Genomic DNA, 19,842 nt, shown 5'->3' on the forward strand with positions numbered 1-19,842 from the left:
CGCCGAACTGTCCCTCGAGATCACTGAACACCTGCGTGGGGAGATCCGCCGCCATGGCCAGCACTGAAACGAAGGCGACAACGGACGACCTCGCGCGGCTGGAGGCCGGACTCGACGCCCTGGATGCCATCGAGGTCCGCCGCTCGCCGGTCAGGGAGATCCTGGTCGAGAAGGCGCTCCCGCCGGTCCTGGCCGTGGCACTGGTGCTCGCCGTGTGGCAGCTCCTCGTCTCCTTGGGCGTGACCGAGGAGAACAAGCTGCCCCCGTTGGCCGCGGTGTGGGACAGCCTGTCCGACATGTGGCTGAAGGGGACGCTGCTGGAGGTCATCTGGACCTCCGTCTCCCGCGGCCTGCTCGGCTTCCTGCTGGCCCTGGCCATCGGCACCCCCCTCGGACTGCTGGTCGCCCGGGTGAAGTTCGTGCGCGCCGCGATCGGCCCGATCCTCCAGGGCCTGCAGTCCCTGCCCTCGGTCGCCTGGGTGCCCCCGGCCGTCCTCTGGTTCGGCCTCAACGACGCCATGATGTACACCGTCATCCTGCTCGGCGCCGTCCCCTCCATCGCCAACGGCCTCGTCTCCGGCATCGACCAGATCCCCCCGCTGTTCCTGCGCGCCGGCCACACCCTCGGCGCCACCGGCCTCAAGGGGGTGTGGCACGTCGTCGTCCCGGCCGCGCTGCCCGGCTACCTCGCCGGTCTCAAGCAGGGCTGGGCCTTCTCCTGGCGCTCCCTCATGGCCGCCGAGATCATCGCCTCCTCCCCCGACCTCGGCCTGGGCCTGGGCCAGCTCCTGGAGAACGGCCGCAACAACATCGACCTCCCCGGCGTCTTCCTCGCCATCATCCTGATCCTCGTCGTCGGCATCGCCATCGACCTGCTCATCTTCAGCCCCCTCGAACGCCACGTACTGCGCAGCCGCGGCCTGCTGCTCAACAGCTGAACGACCGCCCAGTTCGCCGCCTACGTCGACACCACCGGCCGTGTCACGGAGGCCGAGGAGTTCGGCTCCTCCTTCGTCTTCGGCGGCTTCCTCTCCGACGAGGTCCGGAACCCGCCTGCCCAGCGAGGCCGAAAGCCTCCCCAACGTCGTCGACACGGCGGCTCATGCCCAAGCCCGGCAGCCCACCGGCAACATCGACTTCCGCGGGGCCGCGGGCGGCGCCACGCCCTCTTGACAGCGTCCGGACGCGGATCGACACTCCAATCGGCGAATCCTAGTGAACTGGTAGGAAATTACGGTCGCCCGCACCAAGGCGGCACCGCGCAAACCCAGGGAGACGCATGTCCGCCACGTACCCGAAAGCCGTGCCGTCGCCGTCCTTCCAGAGCAGGATCGGCCGCGACGCGCGCAGCGGCTTCCCGGCCGTTCCGCACCGCTACCGCCTCCACCTGACACCGTCCTGTCCGAGCTGTCTGCGGATCGCCGTCACGCACAGCCTGCTGGGCCTGCAGGACGTCCTCCCGATGACATCGCTGCCCGCCGTCCCGGACACATCCGACGGCGGGTACGCGGCGTTGCGTCCGCTGTACGAGGCCAGTTCGCACCTGTACCCAGGACCTGCGCTGGCGCCGGTCCTCAGCGACGGCTGGACCGGACGGATCGTCAGCACGCACGCCCCGGACATCGTCCAGGACCTCACCCGGCGGTTCGGGGTCTCCGGACCGTGCCTGTACCCGGAAGGCGCCGAGGCGCGCATCAAGGAGGTCGGCCGGCTCTGCGAGCACGGCATCAACACGGCGGCGCAACGAGCCGGCCGGTCCGGTGCCGACGCGGCGGAGCGGGACGTCGCGCTCACCACCCTGCTGCGCGGGCTGGGTGCACTGGAACGGCAGCTGGCCGCCGCCGACTACCTGCTGGGCGATCAGCTCAGCGCCGCGGACGTGGAGGTGTGGGTGACGCTGGTGCAGCTGGACACGGTGCACCGCTGGCACCTGGACGCGGCGGCGGTGTACCGCATCACCGACCACCCCCGTCTGTGGTCGTACGCGCGGCGACTGGCGGCTCATCCCGCCTTCGGGCCGCATCTCGACCTGGACGGCATCGCCCGCAGGCACCACGCGCACTGCCGGGGCAGGGAGGCGGCCGGTGCGGCCGTGCGGATCGTGGACTGGGCGCAGTACGCACCGGCCCGGTCGTGAAGGCGACGACCGGGATCCCCTCCGGTGCGGCGGAGAGCGGGGCGAGGCCGACGGCGGCCGCGGAGCCGGCGAGGAAGTGGCGGCGGATGGGCATGAGGTGGGCTTCTCGGGAGGTGTCTTGTCGATCAGGCCGGATCAGGGAGCAAAAGGCAGGACACCGCCGAGTCGTGTACGGAGTCCGATCACGCGGGGGGCACCGGCCCGGCGGCCGTGCACACGATATGCACCATGTGTGACGGCCCTCGTCCGTGATGTCGGCGGAGGATGCCCGCGCGGGTGTCAGGCCGTCGTACCCAGCCAGGGGATCTGGTCGGCGGAGTAGCGGTGTGCGCGGAAGACGGAGTTCTGGGCGCCGGCCGAGGACTCCAGGCCCACGCCGTCGCCGAACGACCGGAACTGCGGGACCACGAACTCCCACACCACGTGCCCGTCGGGGGTGACCTCGAAGAGCCGGCCGAAGGAGCCCTCGGCGATGAAGGTGTTGCCGCCCGGCAGGCGTTGGGCGCTGGACATGTACGGGCTGTAGAAGTTCTGCGGCGGGTTGTCCTGGTAGGACCACACCTCCTTGCCGGTGCGCGGATCCAGCTCCAGCACCCGCGAGTAGGGCACGGAGGTGGTGTCGCGGTAGGTGCCGTTGTCGAAGACGAGGATGTTGCCGCTCGCCAGCTCGTGCGGATGGTGCTGCTGTGCCAGGACGTCGGGGCCGATGTGCCACAGCACGGACCCGTCGGCGCGGTCGACGGCTACGGCGCAGGACGTGCTGCGGAAGCCCAGGACGATGGAACCGTCGGCGGTTTCGTTGACGGTGTTGGCCATGGGCCAGTGCTCCCGGGCGAAGTGCGGGTTGAGCGGGAAGTCCTCGGGGTCGAGGTGCTCGATGGCGGCCCAGCGCCACACCTCCCGCCCGTCCCAGGTCAGTTCGTACACGACGTCGCCGTAGATCACGCCGCCCGGGGCCTCCGAGCCGGGGATGCCGCCCCGGATGCGGGCGGCATCGGCGGGGGCGAGGGGTTCGACCACGGTGATGACGAGGTTGCCGTTGCGCAGCAGCGAGGCGTCGTGGTGGTGGAAGGGGTGCCGGACCTCGCGGACCACCGTGGAGTCGGGGGCCAGTTCCTGGAAGATGCCGCCGTGATACACGTCCCAAATGGGGAAGAGGGTCGGGCCAGCGGTGTCCTTGGCCGCGTAGAAGAGGTTGCCGTTGGGCAGGAGCTGCGCCTGGCGGCCGGGCGGGTGCGGGGAGTTCCAGGTGTGCGCGGTCCGGCCCTCGATGTCGACGAGGTGGATCTCGCCGGCGCTGGTGATCGGGGTGTAGAGGGTGTAGCCGCCGTAGCTGCGCTCGGGGTCGTGGGCGATCAGGCCGACGCCGCGGCGGCGCAGGGTGTTCTGGTCGACGGCCTCGGGGCTCGTGGGGGTCATGGTGATCGGTCTCCTTGTGGGGTGTGGTCAGCGAACGGTGACGGCGGCCGGGTCGACGGCCGTCAGGGGTCCGGGGTTCAGGTACCGCTGCAGCGCCGCGCGGTCGGCGTCGCCGGGCAGCCCCTGGGCGGCCTTGGCCCAGGCGGCCTCCTGCTCCAGCTGGGTCAGCAGGTCGGGTGAGAGGGTCGCTCCGTAGGTGTAGCGGGGCAGGTAGGTGTCGACGTAGCCGGCCTGGAACGCGCCCTTGGACTGGGCCACGACGGCCTGCCGTGCGCGCGCCGGGTGCTCGCCGATCTCGCGCTGGGCGCGCAGTACGGTGCGCAGGACGGCGGCGGTGGTCTCGTCGCTCGTCCTCGGGCCCGCGACCAGCAGGGTCCGAGCGGTGTATCCGGTGAACGCGAGCTCGGCGTAGCGCTCTGCGAGCGCGGTGCGCGCGGCTTCGTAGAAGCTGGGGAAGGTGACGCCGGCGTCGATGTCGCCGCGGGCCAGCGCGGAAGTGACCTGGTTCGGGGCGAGGTTGACGACGGTCACGTCCGCGGCCGTCAGCTGTACGGAGCCCAGCATCCGCGACAGGGCGTACTCGACGTTCGTGCCCTGTGGGACGCCGACCTTGCGGCCCTTCAGGGCGGCGAAGCCGGTGATTGCGCGGTCGGAGCGGGTAAGGAGCCGCCAGTCGGAGAACCGGGACAGGTCGGCGACGATCCGCAGGTCGCGTCCGCCCAGGGCCGCGGTCACGGCGGGCAGGTCTCCGACGACGCCGAGCTGCGCCTGGCCGCCCAGCACGGCGTTGAGGGCGTCGCGTCCGGTGGGCTGGGTGGTCACGGTGGCGTCGATGCCCTCGGCGGACCAGAGCCCGCGTTCCTGGGCGACGTGGAGGGGCGCTCCGCCGAGGTGGTCGCTGCCGACGACGGAGACGGCCGGGCGGCCGCCACCGCGGTCAGCGGAGCCGTTGCCGGAGCAGGCAGGGGCGAGCGTGCAGAGCAGGGCCGCCATGAGCAGGGCGGCGGCCGCGCGGGGTCTGGGTCCGGTCATCAGGGTGCCCTTCCGGGGACGGTGGGAGCAGGTGATCGGTCGGAGCCGAGGTGACGTGCGACGAGCGAGCGCAGGTCCGGGTCGGGGGGCCCGTCGGGGACGGCGTGGTCGGCGAGCACCCGCCCGGGGGTCCCGCCGAGGACGACGACCCGCTGGGCGAGGGCCAGCGCCTCGTCGATGTCGTGGGTGACGAACAGGACGGTGGTGCCGCGGCGCTGCCACAGCTCCCGCAGCAGTCGCTGCATGCGGGTCCGGGTCAGGGCGTCCAGGGCCCCGAACGGCTCGTCCATGAGCAGCACTTCGGGCTGGGCGGCCAGGGCGCGGGCCAGTGCCACGCGTTGCTGCATCCCGCCCGACAGCTGCGCCGGGTACTTGTCCGCGCCGTCGGTCAGGCCGACCTCGGCGAGGGCCTCCAGGGCGCGGCGGCGGCGTTCCGCGCGCGGCAGGCCGAGCCGCTTGAGGGCGAACTCGACGTTGCCGCGTGCGGTGCGCCAGGGGAAGAGCGCGTAGTGCTGGAAGACGACGCCGCGGTCCGGTCCCGGCCCGTGGACGGGCCGGGAGCCCGCTGTCACCCGTCCCGCGGCGGGCGGTACGAAGCCGGCGACGGCGCCGAGAACGGTCGACTTGCCGCATCCGCTGGGCCCGAGCAGGGCGGTGAACGACCCTGCGGGGAGTTCCAGGTCCGTCTTCTCCAGGACCGGGGCGGCTCCGTAGCGGACGGACAGCCCTTCGAGTCGTACGGCGAGGCTCATGACGTCCTCCAGTGCACGAACCGGCGGCCGATCGCGGCGAGTACGAGGTCCACGGCCACGCCGAGCGACCCGAGGACGAGGAGCCCGGCGAACATCCGGTCCACGCGCAGGAACTGGCCGTCCACCTGGAGCCGGTAGGCCAGGCCGCTGTCCGCGCCGCCCAGTTCGGCGGCCACCAGGGCGAGCAGCGCCACCGAGGCCCCGTAGCGCAGCGCGGCGAGGACGGCGGGCGCGGCAGCGGGCAGCAGGACCTCGACGAACCGGCGGTGCAGCGGGGCGCCCAGGGTCCGGGCCGCGCGCAGGTGGGAGACCGGGACCCGGGACACGCCGTCGTGGACGTAGAGCCATACGGCGAGCAGTACGGCGTAGGCGATCAGGAGCCGCTTGGCGGTCTCGCCGATGCCGAACCAGGCGGTCGCGAGCGGCACCAGGGCGATGGCCGGTATCGGGCGGAGGAAGGAGACGACGGGGGTGACGGCGGCGGAGAGCTTCGGCAGGTAGCCGGTCGCGAAGCCGAGTGCGCTGCCGATGAGGGCGCCCAGCGCGAAACCCTGTCCGGCGCGGGCCAGACTGGCGGCGAGATCGGCTGTCAGGGTGCCGCTGCGGGCCCCGTCCGCGAGCGCGGCCAGGGTTTCGGTGGGCGTGGGCAGGAGGGCCGGGGCCACCACGCCGGACCGGGCGAGCAGGTACCAGAGCGCGAGCACGGCGGCTGCCGCGCCCCCGGCCGGGCCCAGTCGGCCCAGAGCCGGGCCCAGTCGGCCGAGGGCCTGGGTCCGGCCGGGCGGTGAAGGGGTGGCGTGCACGGAGCGTCTCCTCGGTCGTCGATAAGTGAGGTCAATAATTGACCACGCTTATGACGGGAGTGTTGCGGCAGTGCGAAACCTCTCCGGGGCCTCCGGCCCTTGATCAGCGATGAGGTACGTTCACCAGCGTGTCTCGACCCGAACCCACGCCCGAGGCGATCGAGGTCGGACGGGTGATCCGGAGCTGCCGCAAGCGAAGCGGCGTCTCCATGGCCGTCCTCGCCGCCCGCTCAGGCCTCTCTCAGCCGTTCCTCAGCCAGCTCGAACGCGGCCTCACCACGCCCAGCCTCAGCTCGATCTACCGGATCGCGGAGGCCCTGGAGGTGAGCCCGGGCGCCTTCCTGAGGCCGCCCGCGCGCCCGGGTGCGGTCAGCCACGAGAGCGACCCGCAGGTGATCCGGGTGGAGGAGTCCGCGGGGCAGGTCGCACAGGCGCTCATCCCCGGCGGGCGCAGCGCGCTGATGGAGGCGTACGAGCACCACTTCGAGCCCGGCCAGGGCGAGCGCGGATGGTTCGAGCACCCGGGTGAGGACTTCCTCTACGTACTGGAGGGCGAGGTGGTCCTGGAGGTCGAGGGCGAGGAGCCGCTGACCCTGCGCGCCGGCCAGAGCGCCCACCACCGCGGCGAAGTCCCGCACCGCTGCCGCCTGTCGGGCCCGTCCCCCGCCCGCACCCTGCTGGTGATCGCGAACGCCTGACTCCGCCGCGGGGCGTGGCCGGGAGTACGGGCCGGGGCACGGTGCGGCTGGGCAGGGCCCGCTCATCACCCGGTCGGCGGCGCAAGGCAGTTGTCACGGGCCCGGGCCGGGGAGGTCGACCACCTGGCGGGCTGCAACGCGACGGACATCCAGTGCCGAAGGGCGGCGTCGACGACCAGGTGCGTTCCTCGTCGAGGCCGCGGAACACGGATCAGGGGCCTCGGGCTGCGGCAGGCCGAGCCGGCTGTGGAGGAGCGTGGCACTGGTCGGCACGCCGTGGCACTGCCGACTCCGGTCGGCAGCACCACGGTTGGCGGGCGCTTCTCAGTCGAGGCAGAACTCGTTGCCCTCGACGTCCTGCATCACGAGGCACGACTCGTTGTGCTCGTCCGCGGTGAGCAGCCGCACGCGTACCGCGCCGAGTGCGACCAGTCGTGCGCATTCGGCCTCGAGGGCGGCCACACGCTCCTCGCCCACGAGCCCGGTCGCGACGCGCACGTCGATGTGCAGGCGGTTCTTGACGGTCTTGCCCTCGGGAACGCGCTGGAAGAACAGCCGCGGGCCCACACCGGTGGGGTCGACGCACGCGAACGCCGAGCCCTGGCGCTCGGGCGGCAGGGCTCGGTCGAAGTCGTCCCAGCCGGCGAACCCCTCCGGTGGCGGCGGTACGACGTATCCCAGTACCTCGCACCAGAAGCGGGCGACGCGCTCGGGCTGTGCGCAGTCGAAGGTGACCTGGAACTTCTTGATCGACGACATCGGGCCATCGTAGGGACGGCCCGGGGCCGGTTGGCGGAGAATTTCCCGGTGACTCCCATATGGCGAAGCGGCGGCGGCTCCGCCCCGCGACCCGGCCGCCGTACGGATCCGTCCGGTGGCGGCCGCGGCCGCCGTGGTGACGGTCGGCGCGGCGCTCGGGCTGCGGGCCGCGGCGGCGGGCGCCGTGGCCGCGTACGGCGGGGACGCGCTCTGCGCTGTGCTGCCGCCGGCCCTCGTGGTGCTGGTCGCGCCGCGGTGGACGCCCCTGCGGGCTGCCGGGACGGCGCCGGCCGTCGGCTGGGCCGTCGAGCTGTTCCGGTCCGCGGTCGGCGCGGCGGGCGGCGGACCCCTGCACATCGCGATGAGCCGGCGGCGCCGGACCCCCGTGGTCGGTGACACTCCTCACACGTGTCGGGGCACGATGCGCCGCCGGGCCCGTATCGGCGGGGTACGGGCCGCCGGACCGGCCGATCGACCGACCGGGCATCCCGGACATATGACCTAGCCTGGATCGGAAATGGGAGATCGGGGGGTCGAGCGCAAAGGAAGAGCGCCTTCATGGGCATCACCAGCATCTCCGCCCGCCGCCTGCGGCGGACGGGATCCGCCGCCACGGCGGCCGTCCTGGGCATCCTGGCCGTGTCCGGTACCCCGGCCCTCGCCGCCACGGACGGCTCGGCGGACAAGGCTGCGGAAACGAAGCCCTCGGGTTCCGCCGCGTCGGCCGGAAACCCGGGAGCCGCCCGGAGCGCCTCGGGCATCCCGCTGGGGATCTCCCGGCTGGCGCAGGGCCCGGGCCGGGACGTCGCGATCACCATCGACGACGGGCCGGACCCCCGCTGGACGCCCCAAGTCCTCCAGGTGCTGCGGAAGAACCACGTCAAGGCCACCTTCTGCATGATCGGGACCAAGGCACAGAAGCACCCGGAGCTCGTGCGCGCGGTCGCCGCCGACGGTCACCGCCTGTGCAACCACTCCGTCGACCACGACGTGACCATGGACCACAAGCCCGTCGCCTTCCAGAAGCAGCAGATCCTCGAGGGCAAGGCCATGATCGAGAAAGCCGCACCCGGGGTGCCGGTCGGCTACTACCGCGCACCGGGCGGCGCCTTCACCCCCGACAGCCGGGCGATAGCGGCGGCGAGCGGGATGCGGCCGCTGGGCTGGAGCGTGGACCCCAAGGACTGGAGCCGTCCCGGTCTGCCGGCGATCATCTCGGCCGTCGAGGAGAAGCTTCCCCGGCAGCCGACCGTCCTCTTCCACGACGGGGGCGGCGACCGCAGCGAGACCGTCGCGGCCCTCAAGGAGTACCTGCCCTGGCTGACCTCGCAGGGCTACCGCTTCACCTTCCCCGTGCGCACCGCCCCGTAGCGGTCTCACAACGGCGGACGCAGGCCGCCCGTGCGGTGCGCGCCGACGGGTCCCGCGCCTCCTCCGGGCGTGGTGGGGTCAGCCCGGGGCGAGCGGGAACTTCACCGCGGCGTCGCGCAGTTCGGCCCGCTGCGCGTCGGTGGGCGCGCAGCGGCCGGTGCCGACCAACAGTGCGTCCCGGTCGGTGAACGACGCGGGGAACGCCGCCCCGGCGATCCGCTCCAGCAGGGCGCGGGAGCGGGCCAGGCCCTCCTCGGGCGGCCGGGTCCGCGCGTCCGGGAGGTGGGCGATCAGGTCGAGGTGGTGGAGCGTCCGTCCACTCCAGGACGTAGGCGCCGAGGTAGTCGCCCGCGGTGAGGACCTCGTCGCAGGTGCCCACGCGGGCCTGCGGATCGGCGAGTTCGCCGACGCCCTCGGCGACCGCCGTACGCAACGCCGTCCAGCAACGGTTGAAGAGGTCCACGCGGGCACCGTAGTGCGGCCCGCAACGGCGGACAAGCGCGGCGACCCGGTCGGACGGGACCGCCATCACGGGCCGGACACGGCCCCGGTGATCACTTGATCAGGAGGCCGCCGTGGCCTTGCGCAAGGTGTGGAGGCACGAGGAGATCGCGGTGTGGCGCGGCGTGCCGTAGTCCCGGGCCTGCATCCAGGCCGCGTACAGCAGGGACCACAGCACGTTCTGCAGCCACTCGGCGTCCGCCTCGGCGTCGACCGTGCCCTCTGCCTGGCCGCGTTCGATGAGGCGGACCAGGACCCGGTCGGAGTCGGTCTCCTCCTCGAAGCCCGCCCAGCTCAGGAACTGCGGCACGTCGAAGAGCAGCATGAGCCGGTCCCCGAGCTCGAAGTACTCCAGGCAGAGCCGCTCCAGCGCCTTCGGGGCCGGGCCCTCGTCCACCCGTGCGCGTACGGTCGCCTCCTGCAGCCGCTCCCGTACATCCGCCCCGAGCGCCGCCACCAGGTCGGAGCGTTCGGCGAAGTAGCGGTGGACGGTCGTACGTCCGACACCGGCGGCCTCGGCGACGTCCGCGAGCGATGCCGCGTGGTTGGCCGACAGGACGGTGACGGCGGCGTCGAGGATCGCGCGCCGCGTACGGGCGCGGGTGGCCGTCTCGGTGGCCGCCGTCGCGATGCGGTCTTGCTCCATGGGCGTACGGTAGCGCGCCGCCCGCAATGAAACTCACTTGACCGTATTGGAACGTCCGTGTTCCATTTTTGGCATGGCAGCCGACTCGACACCCCCGCCCCGTGCCGCGTTCGACGCGCCCCGCCTGCGCACCCTCTGGTCGTTCGCCCGCCCGCACCGCGGCACGCTGGCCGTCGGACTGCTCCTCGCCCTGGCAGGCTCCGCCCTCGGCCTTGCCACTCCCATGATCACCAAGTGGGTGCTGGACGCCCTGAACGACTCCGCCTCCCTCACCGGGCCCGTGACCGCGCTGTTCGTACTCCTCGTCGTCGGCGCCGCCGTGTCGTACCGGCAGTGGTGCATGCTCGGCGCGGTGGGCGAGCGCGTCGTGCTGGAGGCGCGCGAGTCGATGGTGCGGCGGTTCCTGCGGGCCACCGTGCCCGCCCTGACCCGCCGCCCGACCGGCGAGCTCGTCACCCGCGTGACCTCGGACACCGTCCTGCTCCGCGAGGCCGCCGCCCAGTCGTTCGTCGGGCTGGTCAACGGCGCCGTCATGCTGGTGGGAAGCCTGGTCCTGATGGGTGTGCTCGACCTGGTGCTGCTCGGCACGACCATGGCCGCCGTGGCCGTGACCGCCGCGCTCTTCGCCCTCCTCATGCCGGGCATCGGCGAGGCGCAGCAGCGCTCCCAGGAGCACATCGGCCGGCTGGGCGGCCTCCTGGAGGGCACGCTGCGCGCGATCCGCACCGTGAAGGTGAGCCGTGCCGAGGAGCGGGCCGCCGAGCGGATCATGGCCGACGCGCGGTCCGCGGCGGAGTACGGCATCCGGGCCGTCCGACAGGAGGCGCTGGCCTGGACGGTCGCCGGGTCCGGCCTCCAACTGGCCATCATCGCGATCCTGGGCATCGGGGCCTGGCGGGTCGGGGAGGGGAAGCTGGAGGTCTCCAGCCTGATCGCCTTCCTGCTGTACGCGTTCACGCTGATGGAGCCGGTCACCACGCTCAGCCAGAACCTGACCTCCCTCCAGGCCGGGATGGCCGCCGCCGAACGCATCCGGCAGACCTCGGACTTGACGGCCGAGGGCGAGGGCGAGGGCGAGGACACCACGGGCGCGCCGGGCGGTGGAGCTCCGACCGGCCGCCCGGCGGACTGCGACACCGGCACGCAGGTGCCCGTACTCGAACTGCGCGGCGTCAGCGCCGCGTACGGTCCCGACGCCGCGCACGCGGTCACCGACGTACGGCTGGCCGTCCCCCGGCGCGGACACACCGCGATCGTCGGGCCGTCGGGCGCCGGCAAGACCACCCTGTTCTCGCTCGTACTGCGGTTCCTGGAGCCGGTGGACGGCGAACTGTTCCTGAACGGACGGCCGTACCGCGACTACAGCCACTCCGAGCTGCGGGCGCGGCTTGCGTACGTCGAGCAGGACACCCCCGTCGTACCGGGCACCCTCCGCGACAACCTGCTGCTCGCCCGGCCGGATGCCACCGAGGAGGAACTCCGCCGGGTGCTGTGCGACGTACGGCTGACGGAGAAGGTCGAGGCGCTCGACGAAGGGCTGGACAGCCCGCTGTCGTCGGCGCACGTGTCGGGTGGCGAGCGCCAGCGCATCGCACTGGCGCGCGCCCTGCTGCGCACCCCCGAGGTCCTGCTGCTGGACGAGGCGACCGCACAGCTGGACGGCTTGACGGAGGCGGCGGTGCAGGACTGCATCCGCAGCCGCGCGGCGACGGGCGCGGTGGTGACGGTCGCACACCGCCTCTCGACGGTGGTCGACGCCGACCTGATCGTGGTCATGGAGGCGGGCCGGATCCGCGCCCGCGGCACCCACGAGGAGCTGCTGGAGACGGACGCGCTCTACCGCGAACTGGTGGCAGCCCTGCGCCTGGCCACCACCACCGGTGCGGAGGGGGCACAGGGGCCGGGGCCGAGCTCAGGCGGGCTGGTCGGGAGTGGGAGCGGGGGTGGCGCGGGCGATCAGGAGGGCCACGTCGTCGTGGACGCCCGGGTGGCGCATGGTGTCCAGCAGTAGGTCGCAGGTCTCGTCCAGGGGGCGGCCGGGGTCGTCGAGGGCGTGGAGGAGGACGTCGAGACGCTCGTCGATGGGATCGTCGCGGGTCTCGACCAGGCCGTCGGTGTAGAGGACGAGCTGGTCGCCCGCCCCGACGGGGAGGCTGACGGTGGTGAAGGCGACGCCGACGCCGCCCAGGGGCGCGCCGGTGGGCAGGTCGAGGAGTTCGCGGGTGCCGTCGTGTCGGAGGAGGACGGGCGGCAGGTGCCCTGCGAGGGAGAGGTGCCACCGCGCGGTGCGCGGGTCGTAGACGACGTAGACGCAGGTCGCGATGGTTTCGAGGCCCTCGGTGACGTGGTCGAGGTGGTGCAGGACCTGCGCGGGGTCGAGGTCGAGGTCGGCCAGGGTCCGGGTGGCGGTGCGCAGCTGACCCATGCTCGCCGCGGCCCCGACTCCGCTGCCCATGACGTCGCCCACGACGAGGGCGGTCTTGTCTCCGCTCAGCGGGATCACGTCGAACCAGTCGCCGCCGATCTCCATGGTGGCCTGGGCGGGCCGGTAGCGGGTGGCGACCTCCAGCCCCGGCCGGCGCGGCGGTGTGTGCGGCAGCAGGTTGCGCTGGAGGGTCAGGGCGGTGTGGCGTTGCTCTTCGACCGCCCGGTGCCGCTCGGTGACGTCGACGCTGGCGGTGGCCACGCCCAGCACGGTCCCGTTGGGGGCCTCGAGCCGGTAGAACGAGATCGACCAGGCATGGTCGTGGTCCGGATCGGCCGGGGTACGGCCGACGGTGTACTGGTCCACGATGGGCACGCCGGTGGCCAGCACCTCACGCATCGCCGCCTCGAAGGACGCGTCCACGGCGGGCAGCACCTCGTGGACGTGCCGGCCGATGTGCTCGGCGGCGGGCACCCCGTTGAGGCGTTCCTCCGCCGGGTTGACCGAGACGTAGCGCAGGTCCGTGTCGAGCACGCCCAGGCCGACCGGGGACTGGGCCACGAGCCGGGCCGACAGTGCGAGGTCCCGCTCGACCTGCCGTACCGTCGCCTGGTCCGCGGCGAGGCCCAGGGCGTAGTACTCCTGCTGGGAGTCCAGCAGCCGCATGTTGCGGAACTCGACCATGCGCGTGCTGCCGTCCTTGTGCCGGACGGGGAAGACACCGACCCAGCTGACCCCCGCCTCCATGACCTCGGTGAACATGTCCAGCACGACCGGGAGGTGCTCCTCGTGCAGCAGCAGGCGGCCCGCGTACTCCCCGAGGGCCTCCTCGGCGGTGTAACCGAACAGTTCCTCCGCCTGCGGGCTCCACAGGTCGATCCGGCCGTCGGCGTCGAGGAGGATGGCGGCCACGCGCAGCACGTCGAGCAGGCCGCCCGGCCCGGACGCGGCGGGCCGCGCCCCTTCCGGATCGCCGTGCGAGGGCTCGATCGCTGCCATCTGCGGGCTCTCCTTCCGGCCGCCGCCGGCTGCGGCCTACGCTCCCAGCCATCTCATCGTCCCCCTCCACGGGACACGCGTGCACGCCACGCGTCGGGGGATGGCGCTCACCACTACGGCGCACCCGATTCGCACACGCGCTCGACCATCTCGGCCTTCTCGACCATCCGCGGCGCGCGTCAGCCGCGCATCCGGCTCGTGGTGCCAACCCGGACGCCCTCGACGACTGCCTGCGCGGCGGCTTCGCCACACCGGGCCCGGGACGCTGCTCTGGCACACCTCCGCCGTCACGCCCGAGCACCTGTCCCACGCCCCGGCCCCGGACGGCCGGCCCTTCGACCTGTTCGGCGCCGTACTCGACGTCCCGGCCGAGCGTGGGGGTTCGGTCACCCGGGCGTGACCCGCCTTTCCCGTCGCGAGCCGTTCGTACGGTCGGGCAGGCGGAAGCCGTTGAAGAGGTCGTCCATGCCGCGCAGGGCCAGGCGGTTCGGGGTGGCGCGGACCGCCAGGTCGCGGGCAGCCGCCACGAGGGGATTGCGGAGGGCTCCCAGGCGGCCGACGCGGCGGGCGCGGCGCCGGACGGCGTCGGTGCGGGCGCGGCGGACCGCGGTGTACGCGGCGAGGGCGGCCGGGACGGCCTCGCCGTCGTGTCCGGTGCCTGCGGTGTCTCCGGCCGGGAGCAGGTGCGCGAGGACCACCGCGTCCTCGATGGCCTGGCAGCCCCCCTGGCCGAGGTTGGGGGCCATGGCGTGGGCGGCGTCACCGATCCAGGCGATCCGCCCGTGGTGGAGGCGGGGAAGCGGGGCCGCCAGGTCGTACAGGTCGTTCTGGAGGACATCGGCGGGGTCGAAGCGCCCGACGCGGTCCAGCAGGGCCGGGATCGGGTCGTGCCACGAGCCGAAGCGGTGGCGCAGTTCGGCGCGAGGGTCGGCGGACCGGGTGCCGGCCGGGGCGAGCGCGGTGGCGTAGAGGTAGAACCGGCCGTCGGCGAGCGGTGTCACGCCGAAGCGTTCGCCCCTCCCCCACGTCTCGCTCATGGACGGTATCCGCAGGTCCGGGGCGTGGACGAGGGTCCGCCAGGCCGTCTCGCCGATGTAGTGGAGACCGGGGTGTGCGGGAAAGTGGGCGCGGCGCAGGGGGCTGTGGATCCCGTCCGCGGCGACGACCAGATCGGCGCGCAGGTCCGGGCCTTCGGCCGTACGGACGGTGGGGCGGTCGGCGGCGTCGTCCACGCCGGTCACGGTGGTGCCGTAGCGGAGGGCCTGCGGTGGCAGGGCGGCGGCCAGGGCGGCGGTGAAGGCCGGACGCGGTACGGCGATCGGGGGCATGCCGTAGCGGGCCGCCATGTACGAGGTCTCGGCGCGGGTGAGCCACCGGCCGTCGGAGCGGCGTACGCCCATGGTCGCGGGCACGGCGCTGCCCGCGGCCCGGGCCGCGTCGACACCGATGGCGTCGAGTGCGCGCAGGGCGTTGGGGGCGAGTCCGATACCGGCGCCGGTGGTGGGCGGTTCGGGGGCGCGTTCGCAGACGGTGACGCGCCAGCCGCGGCGGTGCAGTGCGATGGCGGCCGTGAGGCCGCCGATTCCGGCTCCGGCCACCACCGCGTGCGGTCTCGTCATGGGACACCCCTCCGTTCGTGCCCGTCCGGGCCCTCTCGTACGTGCTAGTACGTGTCCTGGTCCTGGACCTGTTCCGACACTTCGAGGACTCCCTCACAGTCGGGGCAGGCGGCCCGGCCGAAGAGGTACGTCAGTCCGCGCGCCACTTCTCGTGCCCCGCCTCGGTCGCCGTGCGGTGCAGGCGGCCGGGCGGCGGGTCGAGGGCGGCCGGGTCCGCGGGCAGCAGCGGCGTCTTCACCGGGTCGGAGGTCACGTAGATCGTCCTTGAGCGCGGGCGGCACCTTCTTCAGCTCGCGCCCGGCCGCCGTACGGCAGCGGAGCACGGGCTTCGGGCCGCTCCGGGCATCGAGCGTCAGCTCGTGGTCCCCGGCAGCCCTCCATGCAGTGGTCGGACCCATCGCGTGTACCCCCGTGGTGCGTCGGTGCCCGCCCCTCACCGAACAGGCCCTGACAACGTACCGGGAGCCACTGACAACGCCCGGGCCGCCGGCGGCACGGTCACCGTCTGGGGCCGGCCACCGCGTAGGCGGCGGTGCCGGCCGCCGTGACGGTCACGGCGGTCCAGGGATGTCCGGCCAGCTGGCGGGGTTCAGTGCGGGAGGCGGGCCGTGTCGTAGCGGACCGGGAGTTCCGTCAGACCGCGGGCGCGCAGGGAAGGCCTCCAACGGGGCACGGAACTCGCGGCTTCGAGGGTGGGATAGCGCTCCAGGAGTGCGGCCAGGGCGATCTCGGTCTCGGCGCGGGCCAGGGGTGCGCCGAGGCAGTAGTGGATGCCGTGGCCGAGTGCGAGGTGGCCCGAGGTGTCGCGGTCCAGGTCGAGGTGGTCGGGCCGGGGGAAGCGGGCCGGGTCGCGGTTGGCCGCGGAGAGCGAGAGCAGGACCGTCTCCCCCGCCGGGACGGTGACCCCGGCGATGGTGATGTCCTCGGTCGGGAAGCGGCGGATGGCGAGGGGCGCGGGGCCCTCGTAGCGTGCGAGTTCCTCGACGGCGGCCGGGAGCCAGGACGGGTCCTTGCGCAGGCGCGCCTGTTCTTCCGGGTGCTCCAGGAGCGTGTGGATCGCGTTGCCGATGAGCTGGACGGTGTTCTCGTAGCCGGCGAAGAGGATGAGGAAGGCGAGCGACATCAACTCGTCCTCGCTCAGGCGGTCGTCGCCGCCCTCGCTCCCGCCTTCGCTCCCGCCTTCGCCTTCGGCGCCGTCCCGGACGGCGATCAGGTCGGACAGCAGGTCGTCGGCGGGGTGGCTGCGCTTGTGCGCCATGAGCTCGGTGAAGAAGCCCAGCATCGCCACCACCGCCTCCTTCGCGGCACGGGGCCGGCCGGGGTCCGGGGTGACGAGCGCGTCGGTCCACGTGTGGAAGTCGAGGCGGCGGTCCTCCGGAATGCCCAGCAGGTCGCAGATGACGATGATCGGCAGCGGGGCGGCGTAGGCGGACACCAGGTCGGCGGTGCCGGACGGCCCGAGGGCGTCGAGGAGGCGGTCCGCCGTCGCGCGGATGGGTGCGCGCAACTGCTCGGTGCGACGCGGGGTGAAGGCGCGGCTCACGAGCCTGCGGATGCGGGTGTGGTCCGGGGGATCCATGTTGAGCAGGTTGGCGTCCAGGGCCGGCGGCAGGGACATGCCCCGGTAACCGCCTTCGGCGGCGTGGGACTTGTCCAGGGACAGTCTGGGATCGGCGAGGGCGGCGCGTACGTCGCCGTACCGCGTGACCAGCCATGCCGGGGTTCCGTCGGTGCCCGTGATGCGGCACACGGGCGCGGTGTTGCGCAGCCGGTCGTACACGGAGTGGGGGTGCGCGAGCAGTTCGCCCTGAAGATCCATGAGGCCACTCTAGGGTCACGCGGTGTGCCCCTCCCGGGCGGCTGTGCGCAGTGCCGAAATGACGGCGGTGGTCGTCGGGTTCGCGTTCTCGGTGCGCCGGGTCGCGGCGAACAGCAGGCGTCGGACCGGGTGGTCCGCGATGGGGACCGCACGGATTCCGGGGGCGCTCGGGTCGAGGGCCGTGCGGGGGACGAGCGCGGTGGCGAGGCCGGCTCGGGCGAGGGTGATCTGGGCGGCGATGTCGGCAGTGATGTAGCGGGGTGCGGGGGTGAAGCCGGCGCGTCGGCAGCCTTGCAGGACGGCCTCTCCGCAGTCCGTGGTCGGCGGCGGTACGGCGAGATGGTGCGTGGCCAGTTCCCGCAGGGCGACGGGACGGTCGTCGCCCCGGTCGGCCGCGGTGACGACGAGCAGTGGATCGTCGAGCAGGGGTGAGACGTCGATGCCACCGGGCGTCGCGTCGGGCATGTGGGGATAGCGCTGTCCCAGCACCACGTCGACGGCGCCGAGTGCGAGTTCGCGTAGTTGCGCCTGGTCGGTGATGGAGCAGGTCACGGTGAGCTGGGGGTGGCATGAACCGAGTGCGGTGAGTGCGGGGGCCACGATCCTGGTGACGGTGGACGGCAGCGCGGCGAGCGCGGCGGTGGCGCCGACAGTGCCCTTGACCGCCGCCATGGCGCTTTCGGCCTCCTGCATGGCGGAGAGGATCCGGTCGGCGTGTTCGAGGAGGACACGGCCCGCCTCAGTCAGCGCGACGGTTCGCCCGTCGGGGCGCAGCAGGTCGACTCCCACCTCGCTTCTCAGGGCGGCCAGTTGCTGGGACACGGCGCCGGCGGTGAGCGCCAGGGAGTGGGCGGCCGCGGTGATGGAGCCCCGGGCGGCGACCGTCTTGAGCATGTACAAGCGGCGGACATCGAGCATGACTCGATAGCCTAGCTAAAGGGTCACCTCAGGAAACCTCCTCTTGACCTGCAGAGTCGGGGTGCCGGATCTTCAGGTCATGGAAATCTCTCAGTGCATGGCCGCCGTGGCGCGACCCATCCACGATTTCGGTGACGAGTTCATGTCCGACGGGGCGACCGCCGAGATCGGTGTGCGTGCCGGGTTCGCCCCGGGTCGCGGCTTCTACTGTCGCGGGCGGTTCGGAGTGCTCGGCGAGGCACCGGTGCCGGTGGTCCAAGCGGTACAGGGCTTCCTGGGCCCGGAGCTCGTGGCGACGGGCTGGCTGGCGGGACGGCCCGTGATGTCGGCGGAAGACGCTGCCGCCTGCTACGCGCAGGCCGTCCGAGCGTGGGGGCGCGCGCACATCTCCCCCGACATCGACGTGGAGCACTTCAACCATCTGGCGCAGCAGCTGATCGATGCCGCCGACCCCGACGCGCTGCCCCTGTTCGCCGGCTGGCGCGCGCAGCCGTACCCCGCCGACGACCCGGTCGGCGCGGCCATGCAGCGCGTCCACGTACTACGGGAACACCGTGGCGCCTGCCACCTGACGGCGGTGCGCAGGTGCGGGCTGAGCGCCCGGGCGGCCATGGTCATCAACCTCGGTGCCGAGCAGGCGGCCCGCTACGGCTGGCGCGATCCGCAGCCCGTCGACGCGGCCCAAATCCCGTGGTTGCAGCACGCCGAGCGGATCACCGACAAGATGCAGATGCCGCTCTACGCCTGCCTGACCTACCGGCAGCGCACGGAGTTCGCCCGGCTCGTCGACGCGCTGACCGCCCCGGTCCGTGCCTCTCTCGTCGCGGGGCCCACAACCCGGCTCACTCCGCACGCCGGTGCGTGACGGCGGCTACCGGCTGACGGATCGGCGCATTTCGGAGTCGACTCTCGGGTGGGCCTGCGGCTCATCAGGTCGATCACCGTGAGTTGGGTGATCGCTTCGGGAGTGGTGCGGGTGGATTTTGCAATCGCGGGCGAGGCGGCGCTGGTTCATGGGCCGGCCGAAGGCCCTTTCAACGACCCGGCGCCGCAGGATCGCAGGATGGCTTTGAAGCCCTTCGGGCCCGCGTCCGGGCGGGTGCCTCCACGTCGATGCCGAGGGTCGCGTGCGGGCCCGGGGTGCGGACCCGGGGTTACGCCGCCGTCCCGCGCCCGGAGCGGGAGTGCCCTTGGGTCTGCCGTTCGGACCAGGCCGGGCCCGGCACCGCGCCGCGAGCCGTCAGGCGGGGAAGGAGAAGTAGAGCGCCTCGCTGTAGAAGGACGCGAAGTGCCTCTGCCAGTCGGCACGGACCGAGGCCAGCCAGTCGTCGTTCTGGCCGGCGATCGCCGCCTCTGCCTTGGCAACGGCGTCGGGGATGTCATCGGACGCCAGACGCCGCACGCTCGCTGCCGGATCGTCGCCCGACATCGAGATGATCTCCCCGGTCTCGAGGACGAAGTACTTCGCCTGCTGCTTCTCAAGGTGGGCCGTGGTCCTGGCCACGCATTGGGCGAACTCGGCGTCGTCCTCCAAACCCTTGCCGACCGCGCGCAGGAGGTCGCGGAGCAGTGCCGTCCCGTCGGCGTAGTCCGCGGCGATGCCGATCGGAGGGTTCCAGATCATGGATGGGACGATCGTCGTTCCGCGCCCCACCATGAGCTTGTGCGCGAGCGGGATGTCCCAGTTGTGCTCGGATATGCATCGGATCCGCTTGGGGAGCTCTGCCTCGTTCGGCATCGAGTCCGCGGAGTAGAGGTATGAACGGTTCGCCATGGTGGCGACGTTAACACCGGGGGCCGACAACGCCGGCGCCGTCGGAATCCTGCCGCGCGGTCAGAACGCGCGGAGGGCCTCGGGCAGGGCCGGGCGGGCGTCGGCCCACTGCCGGTTCTGCAACTGGGGGGCCAACGGTGTCGCGGCCCTGCCGCGCGCGGTAGCCGGGG

At 72.9% G+C, this 19,842-nt stretch carries 19 protein-coding genes and 2 pseudogenes; 8 read left to right on the forward strand and 13 right to left on the reverse strand.

Features of this window, described 5'->3' with window-relative positions:
• Positions 1-53: 53 nt before the first annotated feature.
• The 3 genes and pseudogenes from ACZ3X1_RS27450 to ACZ3X1_RS27460 all read left to right on the forward strand — a co-directional run bounded on the left by ACZ3X1_RS27450 (position 54) and on the right by ACZ3X1_RS27460 (position 2,137).
• Positions 54-938 carry an ABC transporter permease gene (locus ACZ3X1_RS27450; protein WP_467281328.1) on the forward strand — a complete coding sequence of 295 codons (885 nt, stop codon included), beginning with the start codon at positions 54-56 and terminating at the stop codon, positions 936-938.
• Positions 939-1,071 (forward strand): annotated as a pseudogene (locus ACZ3X1_RS27455) (formylglycine-generating enzyme family protein); the annotation flags it as partial. It lies immediately after the preceding gene.
• 208 nt (positions 1,072-1,279) lie between these two features.
• The gene (locus ACZ3X1_RS27460) at positions 1,280-2,137 is read left to right on the forward strand and encodes a glutathione S-transferase C-terminal domain-containing protein (RefSeq protein ID WP_467281329.1); all 858 of its coding nucleotides are present in this window, start codon (positions 1,280-1,282) and stop codon (positions 2,135-2,137) included.
• A gap of 279 nt (positions 2,138-2,416) precedes the next feature.
• On the opposite strand, the gene ACZ3X1_RS27465 is transcribed toward ACZ3X1_RS27460, so the two are convergent.
• From ACZ3X1_RS27465 to ACZ3X1_RS27480, 4 genes are read right to left on the reverse strand one after another with little or no spacing between them, the layout of a single operon-like run.
• The gene (locus ACZ3X1_RS27465; protein ID WP_467281330.1) at positions 2,417-3,556 is read right to left on the reverse strand and encodes an aryl-sulfate sulfotransferase; all 1,140 of its coding nucleotides are present in this window, start codon (positions 3,554-3,556) and stop codon (positions 2,417-2,419) included.
• Positions 3,557-3,583: 27 nt separating this feature from the next.
• Complete coding sequence (locus ACZ3X1_RS27470) at positions 3,584-4,588, reverse strand: ABC transporter substrate-binding protein (protein WP_467281331.1); 1,005 nt, start codon at positions 4,586-4,588, stop codon at positions 3,584-3,586.
• Positions 4,588-5,340, reverse strand: coding sequence for an ABC transporter ATP-binding protein (locus tag ACZ3X1_RS27475; RefSeq protein WP_467281332.1), 753 nt, complete (start codon positions 5,338-5,340; stop codon positions 4,588-4,590). Before ACZ3X1_RS27475 ends, ACZ3X1_RS27470 begins: the two co-directional genes overlap by 1 nt.
• Entirely contained in the window at positions 5,337-6,143 is an 807-nt protein-coding gene (locus tag ACZ3X1_RS27480; RefSeq protein WP_467281333.1) for an ABC transporter permease, read from the reverse strand. Before ACZ3X1_RS27480 ends, ACZ3X1_RS27475 begins: the two co-directional genes overlap by 4 nt.
• Positions 6,144-6,271: 128 nt before the next feature.
• Here ACZ3X1_RS27480 and ACZ3X1_RS27485 point away from each other — a divergent pair, with 128 nt between their 5' ends.
• The gene (locus tag ACZ3X1_RS27485) at positions 6,272-6,841 is read left to right on the forward strand and encodes a helix-turn-helix domain-containing protein (protein WP_467281334.1); all 570 of its coding nucleotides are present in this window, start codon (positions 6,272-6,274) and stop codon (positions 6,839-6,841) included.
• 324 nt (positions 6,842-7,165) lie between these two features.
• Here the strand turns inward: ACZ3X1_RS27485 and ACZ3X1_RS27490 are convergent, their stop codons facing one another.
• The gene (locus ACZ3X1_RS27490) at positions 7,166-7,600 is read right to left on the reverse strand and encodes a VOC family protein (RefSeq protein ID WP_362632307.1); all 435 of its coding nucleotides are present in this window, start codon (positions 7,598-7,600) and stop codon (positions 7,166-7,168) included.
• 115 nt (positions 7,601-7,715) lie between these two features.
• Here ACZ3X1_RS27490 and ACZ3X1_RS27495 point away from each other — a divergent pair, with 115 nt between their 5' ends.
• Both ACZ3X1_RS27495 and ACZ3X1_RS27500 read left to right on the forward strand, forming a co-directional pair.
• Positions 7,716-8,105 carry a hypothetical protein gene (locus ACZ3X1_RS27495; protein WP_467281335.1) on the forward strand — a complete coding sequence of 130 codons (390 nt, stop codon included), beginning with the start codon at positions 7,716-7,718 and terminating at the stop codon, positions 8,103-8,105.
• A gap of 53 nt (positions 8,106-8,158) precedes the next feature.
• Positions 8,159-8,971: a polysaccharide deacetylase family protein gene (locus ACZ3X1_RS27500; protein ID WP_390080134.1), complete on the forward strand. Its 813-nt coding sequence runs from the start codon at positions 8,159-8,161 to the stop codon at positions 8,969-8,971.
• Positions 8,972-9,049: 78 nt separating this feature from the next.
• Here the strand turns inward: ACZ3X1_RS27500 and ACZ3X1_RS27505 are convergent.
• Positions 9,050-9,374, reverse strand: a pseudogene (locus tag ACZ3X1_RS27505) (maleylpyruvate isomerase N-terminal domain-containing protein); the annotation flags it as partial.
• Between the two features lie 159 nt (positions 9,375-9,533).
• On the reverse strand, positions 9,534-10,118 hold the full coding sequence (locus tag ACZ3X1_RS27510) for a TetR/AcrR family transcriptional regulator (RefSeq protein WP_390080132.1): 585 nt from the start codon (positions 10,116-10,118) through the stop codon (positions 9,534-9,536).
• Between the two features lie 73 nt (positions 10,119-10,191).
• On the opposite strand from ACZ3X1_RS27510, the gene ACZ3X1_RS27515 reads away from it, so the two are divergent.
• A complete protein-coding gene (locus ACZ3X1_RS27515) occupies positions 10,192-12,129 on the forward strand; it encodes an ABC transporter ATP-binding protein (RefSeq protein WP_467281336.1) in 1,938 nt (645 codons plus the stop codon).
• On the opposite strand, the gene ACZ3X1_RS27520 is transcribed toward ACZ3X1_RS27515, so the two are convergent.
• The 5 genes from ACZ3X1_RS27520 to ACZ3X1_RS27540 form a co-directional block, all read right to left on the reverse strand.
• The gene (locus ACZ3X1_RS27520; protein ID WP_467281337.1) at positions 12,031-13,542 is read right to left on the reverse strand and encodes a PP2C family protein-serine/threonine phosphatase; all 1,512 of its coding nucleotides are present in this window, start codon (positions 13,540-13,542) and stop codon (positions 12,031-12,033) included. The two genes, ACZ3X1_RS27515 and ACZ3X1_RS27520, sit on opposite strands and share 99 nt — an antisense overlap.
• Before the next feature lie 386 nt (positions 13,543-13,928).
• Positions 13,929-15,161, reverse strand: coding sequence for an FAD-dependent oxidoreductase (locus ACZ3X1_RS27525; protein WP_467281338.1), 1,233 nt, complete (start codon positions 15,159-15,161; stop codon positions 13,929-13,931).
• A gap of 130 nt (positions 15,162-15,291) precedes the next feature.
• The gene (locus tag ACZ3X1_RS27530; protein WP_390080124.1) at positions 15,292-15,414 is read right to left on the reverse strand and encodes a hypothetical protein; all 123 of its coding nucleotides are present in this window, start codon (positions 15,412-15,414) and stop codon (positions 15,292-15,294) included.
• Between the two features lie 336 nt (positions 15,415-15,750).
• A complete protein-coding gene (locus ACZ3X1_RS27535) occupies positions 15,751-16,980 on the reverse strand; it encodes a cytochrome P450 family protein (protein WP_467281339.1) in 1,230 nt (409 codons plus the stop codon).
• A gap of 15 nt (positions 16,981-16,995) precedes the next feature.
• Positions 16,996-17,898 (reverse strand): LysR family transcriptional regulator, encoded by a 903-nt coding sequence (locus tag ACZ3X1_RS27540; protein WP_467281340.1) that lies wholly within the window; start codon positions 17,896-17,898, stop codon positions 16,996-16,998.
• Between the two features lie 79 nt (positions 17,899-17,977).
• On the opposite strand from ACZ3X1_RS27540, the gene ACZ3X1_RS27545 reads away from it, so the two are divergent.
• Complete coding sequence (locus ACZ3X1_RS27545) at positions 17,978-18,763, forward strand: SCO6745 family protein (RefSeq protein WP_467281341.1); 786 nt, start codon at positions 17,978-17,980, stop codon at positions 18,761-18,763.
• Between the two features lie 375 nt (positions 18,764-19,138).
• Here ACZ3X1_RS27545 and ACZ3X1_RS27550 read toward each other — a convergent pair whose 3' ends face one another.
• The gene (locus ACZ3X1_RS27550; RefSeq protein ID WP_467281342.1) at positions 19,139-19,672 is read right to left on the reverse strand and encodes a DUF7822 domain-containing protein; all 534 of its coding nucleotides are present in this window, start codon (positions 19,670-19,672) and stop codon (positions 19,139-19,141) included.
• Positions 19,673-19,842 lie beyond the last annotated feature (170 nt).

This window comes from Streptomyces sp. NPDC023541 (genome assembly GCF_055559995.1).

What these genes read in the sequence shown, in the direction of transcription:
- ACZ3X1_RS27450 (WP_467281328.1), top strand. Translation starts at nt 54, where the DNA reads ATGGCCAGCACTGAAACGAAGGCGACAACGGACGACCTCGCGCGGCTG.
- ACZ3X1_RS27460 (WP_467281329.1), top strand. Translation starts at nt 1,280, where the DNA reads ATGTCCGCCACGTACCCGAAAGCCGTGCCGTCGCCGTCCTTCCAGAGC.
- ACZ3X1_RS27465 (WP_467281330.1), bottom strand. Translation starts at nt 3,556, where the DNA reads ATGACCCCCACGAGCCCCGAGGCCGTCGACCAGAACACCCTGCGCCGC.
- ACZ3X1_RS27470 (WP_467281331.1), bottom strand. Translation starts at nt 4,588, where the DNA reads ATGACCGGACCCAGACCCCGCGCGGCCGCCGCCCTGCTCATGGCGGCC.
- ACZ3X1_RS27475 (WP_467281332.1), bottom strand. Translation starts at nt 5,340, where the DNA reads ATGAGCCTCGCCGTACGACTCGAAGGGCTGTCCGTCCGCTACGGAGCC.
- ACZ3X1_RS27490 (WP_362632307.1), bottom strand. Translation starts at nt 7,600, where the DNA reads ATGTCGTCGATCAAGAAGTTCCAGGTCACCTTCGACTGCGCACAGCCC.
- ACZ3X1_RS27500 (WP_390080134.1), top strand. Translation starts at nt 8,159, where the DNA reads ATGGGCATCACCAGCATCTCCGCCCGCCGCCTGCGGCGGACGGGATCC.
- ACZ3X1_RS27510 (WP_390080132.1), bottom strand. Translation starts at nt 10,118, where the DNA reads ATGGAGCAAGACCGCATCGCGACGGCGGCCACCGAGACGGCCACCCGC.
- ACZ3X1_RS27515 (WP_467281336.1), top strand. Translation starts at nt 10,192, where the DNA reads ATGGCAGCCGACTCGACACCCCCGCCCCGTGCCGCGTTCGACGCGCCC.
- ACZ3X1_RS27520 (WP_467281337.1), bottom strand. Translation starts at nt 13,542, where the DNA reads ATGGCAGCGATCGAGCCCTCGCACGGCGATCCGGAAGGGGCGCGGCCC.
- ACZ3X1_RS27525 (WP_467281338.1), bottom strand. Translation starts at nt 15,161, where the DNA reads ATGACGAGACCGCACGCGGTGGTGGCCGGAGCCGGAATCGGCGGCCTC.
- ACZ3X1_RS27535 (WP_467281339.1), bottom strand. Translation starts at nt 16,980, where the DNA reads ATGGATCTTCAGGGCGAACTGCTCGCGCACCCCCACTCCGTGTACGAC.
- ACZ3X1_RS27540 (WP_467281340.1), bottom strand. Translation starts at nt 17,898, where the DNA reads ATGCTCGATGTCCGCCGCTTGTACATGCTCAAGACGGTCGCCGCCCGG.
- ACZ3X1_RS27545 (WP_467281341.1), top strand. Translation starts at nt 17,978, where the DNA reads ATGGAAATCTCTCAGTGCATGGCCGCCGTGGCGCGACCCATCCACGAT.
- ACZ3X1_RS27550 (WP_467281342.1), bottom strand. Translation starts at nt 19,672, where the DNA reads ATGGCGAACCGTTCATACCTCTACTCCGCGGACTCGATGCCGAACGAG.